General features: G+C 73.2%; 2 protein-coding genes and 1 pseudogene. All 3 read right to left on the bottom strand.

The features are described from left to right. Positions 1-539 (bottom strand): annotated as a pseudogene (locus tag PKC53_RS18840) (ABC transporter permease); the annotation flags it as partial. Then, positions 536-1,624: an ABC transporter permease gene (locus PKC53_RS18835; RefSeq protein WP_324431437.1), complete on the bottom strand. Its 1,089-nt coding sequence runs from the start codon at positions 1,622-1,624 to the stop codon at positions 536-538. The gene PKC53_RS18835 and the pseudogene PKC53_RS18840, both read right to left, overlap by 4 nt. After that, positions 1,617-3,167, bottom strand: coding sequence for an ABC transporter ATP-binding protein (locus PKC53_RS18830; protein WP_324431439.1), 1,551 nt, complete (start codon positions 3,165-3,167; stop codon positions 1,617-1,619). Before PKC53_RS18830 ends, PKC53_RS18835 begins: the two co-directional genes overlap by 8 nt. Positions 3,168-3,181: the final 14 nt, after the last annotated feature.

Genomic DNA, 3,181 nt, shown 5'->3' with positions numbered 1-3,181 from the left:
CCCAGCGCGTGCGCCGACTCGGGCGACTCGCCGACCGCGCGCAGCACCAGCCCGGCGCGGCTGCGGTAGAGGAACCAGGCCACGGCCACCACCAGCACGATCGCGACGTAGGCCATCGGGTGCTGGCGGAACAGCGCCGCACCGAGGAACGGGATGTCGGCCAGCCACGGCACCTCGAAGGCCTCGCGCTGTCCCAGCGTCTTGCCGACGTAGTCCTTGCCGACGAAGGCCGAGAAGCCGGCGCCGAACAGGCTCAGCGCCAGCCCGGTGGCGTACTGGTTGGTGTTGAACCCGATCGCCAGCACGCCGAAGCCCAGCGCCATCGCGGCACCGGCGAGCGCGCCGGCGCCGAACGCCAGCGAGTCGCTGCCGGTGCCCAGTGCGACCGCGAAGCCGGCCACCGCGGCGACCAGCATCATCCCCTCGGCGCCCAGGTTCAGCACGCCCGCGCGTTCGTTGAGCAGCAGCCCGAGACTGGCCAGCGCCAGCGGCGTGCCCGAGGCGATCGTCGCGGCGATCAGCGTCGCGATCTCGTTCATGCCGCGGCCCTGCGCGCGGCGCCGACCCAGCGCACGCGGTGGTGGATCAGCGTGTCGCAGGCCAGCAGCAGGAACAGCAGCAAGCCCTGGAACACGCCCGACAGCGCGTTCGGCAGCCCCAGGCGCGACTGGCCGAGTTCGCCGCCGATCAGCATCATCGACAGCAGCACGCCCGAGAACACGATGCCCGCCGGGTGCAGCCGGCCGACGAAGGCGACGATGATCGCGGTGAAGCCGTAGCCGGTCGACACGTGCGGCGTGAGCTGGCGCAGCGGGCCGGCGACCTCCATCGCGCCGGCGAGCCCCGCCATCGCGCCCGACAGCAGCAGTGCCGTCCACAGCGCCGCGCGCGACGAGAAGCCGGCGTAGCGCGCCGCCGCCGGCGCCAGCCCGCCGACCTGCAGCTCGAAGCCGCGCCACGAGCGGAACATGAACACCGAGAACGCCGCCGCCGCGGCCAGCGCGACGAGCACGCCGACATGCGCGCGATAGCCGGCCGCCAGCGGCGGCAGCCAGGTCGACGCGTCGAAGGTCGGCGTCTGCGGGAAGTTGAACCCTTTCGGGTCCTTCCAGGGCCCGAACACCAGGTAGTTGAGCAGCTGCTGCGCGACGTACACGAGCATCAGGCTGACCAGGATCTCGTTGGCGTTGAAGCGGTCGCGCAGCGCCGCGGTCAGCGCCGCCCAGGCGGCGCCGCCGACCACGCCGGCCGCCAGCACCAGCGGCGCGTAGACGCCGCGCGCCCCGGTGACACCCTGCTGGTGCAGCCACAGTGCGACGCCGCCGCCGGCGATCGCACCGAGCAGGAACTGCCCTTCGGCGCCGATGTTCCACACGTTGCTGCGAAAGCACACCGCGAGCCCGAGCGCGCACAGGATCAGCGGCGTGGCCTTCAGCGCGACCTCGCTGACCGCGCGCCAGCCGTTCAGCGGCTCGACGAGGTACACGCGCAGGCTGGCCAGCGGGTCCTTGCCGAGCAGCGCGAACAGCGCGGCGGCCAGCAGCGTGGTCAGCGCCAGCGCGATCAGCGGCGACGCCAGCGCCATCGTGCGCGAGGGCTCGGCACGCGGCTCCAGCTTAAGCATGCGCGGCCTCCGCAGCGGCGAGGTCCTCGCCGGCGGCACGTCTCGGGCCGCCGGGCCACAGCCCGCTCATCCACGCACCGATCGTCTCGATCGTCGCGTCGCGCACCGGCACCGCAGGCGACACGCGGCCCTGCGCGATGACGATCAGCCGGTCGCTGATCTCGAACAGCTCGTCGAGCTCCTCGCTGACGACGAGCAACGCGCAGCCGGCGTCGCGCAGCGCGAGCATGGCCTGCCGGATCTGCGCCGCCGCGCCGACGTCGACGCCCCAGGTCGGCTGCGAGACGATCAGGCAGGTCGGTCGCGCGTCGATCTCGCGGCCGACGATGAACTTCTGCAGGTTGCCACCCGACAGGCTCTTCGCCGCCGCGCCGGCGCCGCCGGCCTTGACGTTGAAGCGCGCGATCAGGTGCTCGGCCAGCCGCCGCACCTCGGCGGTGCGGATCCAGCCCGCGCGGCCCACCGCCTCGGTGCGCGTGAGCAGCGTGTTCTGCGCCAGCGACATCGTCGGCACCGCGCCGCGCCCCAGGCGCTCCTCGGGCACGAAGTGCAGCCCGAGCCGACGGCGGGCGCGCGGGCCGGCGTGCGCGATGTCGCGCCCGACCAGCTTGACCGAGCCGGCGGGCGCGCGCCGGTCCTCGCCCGACAGCGCGGCCATCAGTTCCTGCTGGCCGTTGCCCGACACGCCGGCGACGCCGACGATCTCGCCGGCGCACACCTCGAACGCGATGCCGTGCAGTTCGACCGCGAACTGGTCGGCGCGCGGCAGCGTCAGGGCGCTCACCTGCAGCACCGGTGCGCCGGCGGCGCCGGCGCGGTGCTCGAGACTCGGCGGCTCGGCGCCGATCATCAGCCGGCTCAGGCTGGCGTTGCTCTGCTGCCGCGGATCGACCTCGCCGGTGACCCGGCCGCCGCGCAGCACGGTGCAACGGTGGCACAGCGCGCGGATCTCGTCGAGCTTGTGGCTGATGTACAGGATGCTGCAGCCGCGCTGCGCGAGCTGGCGCAGCGTGACGAACAGCTTGTCGACCGCCTGCGGCGTCAGCACCGAGGTCGGCTCGTCGAGGATCAGCAGCTGCGGCTCGGTGAGCAGCGCACGCACGATCTCGACGCGCTGGCGCTCGCCGACCGACAGCGTGTGCACCGGGCGCAGCGGGTGCACCTCGAGCCCGTAGTCGCGCGCGACGGCGTCGATGCGGCGCGTCACCTCGGCCAGGGACATCGCCTTGTCGAGTCCCAGCCAGACGTTCTCGGCGGCGGTCAGCGTGTCGAACAGCGAGAAGTGCTGGTAGACCATGCTGATGCCCAGCGCGCGCGCCTGCGTCGGGCTGGCGATGGCCACCGGCCGGCCGTTGAAGCGCACCTCGCCCTCGTCGGGACGCACCGCACCGTAGACGATCTTCATCAGCGTCGACTTGCCGGCGCCGTTCTCGCCGAGCACGGCGTGGATCTCGCCCGGCGCGACGCGCAGGTGCACGCGGTCGTTGGCCCTGACCGCCGGGTACTGCTTGCTGATGCCGATCAGTTCGAGCCTCGGGTCCATCGCCGTCACCGCGA

Source organism: Azohydromonas sp. (assembly GCF_035325925.1).
Classification (GTDB): Bacteria; Pseudomonadota; Gammaproteobacteria; order Burkholderiales; family Burkholderiaceae_C; genus Calidifontimicrobium.
Note: the sequence above shows the minus strand (reverse complement) of the source record. Positions and strands in the feature narration are given on the sequence as shown.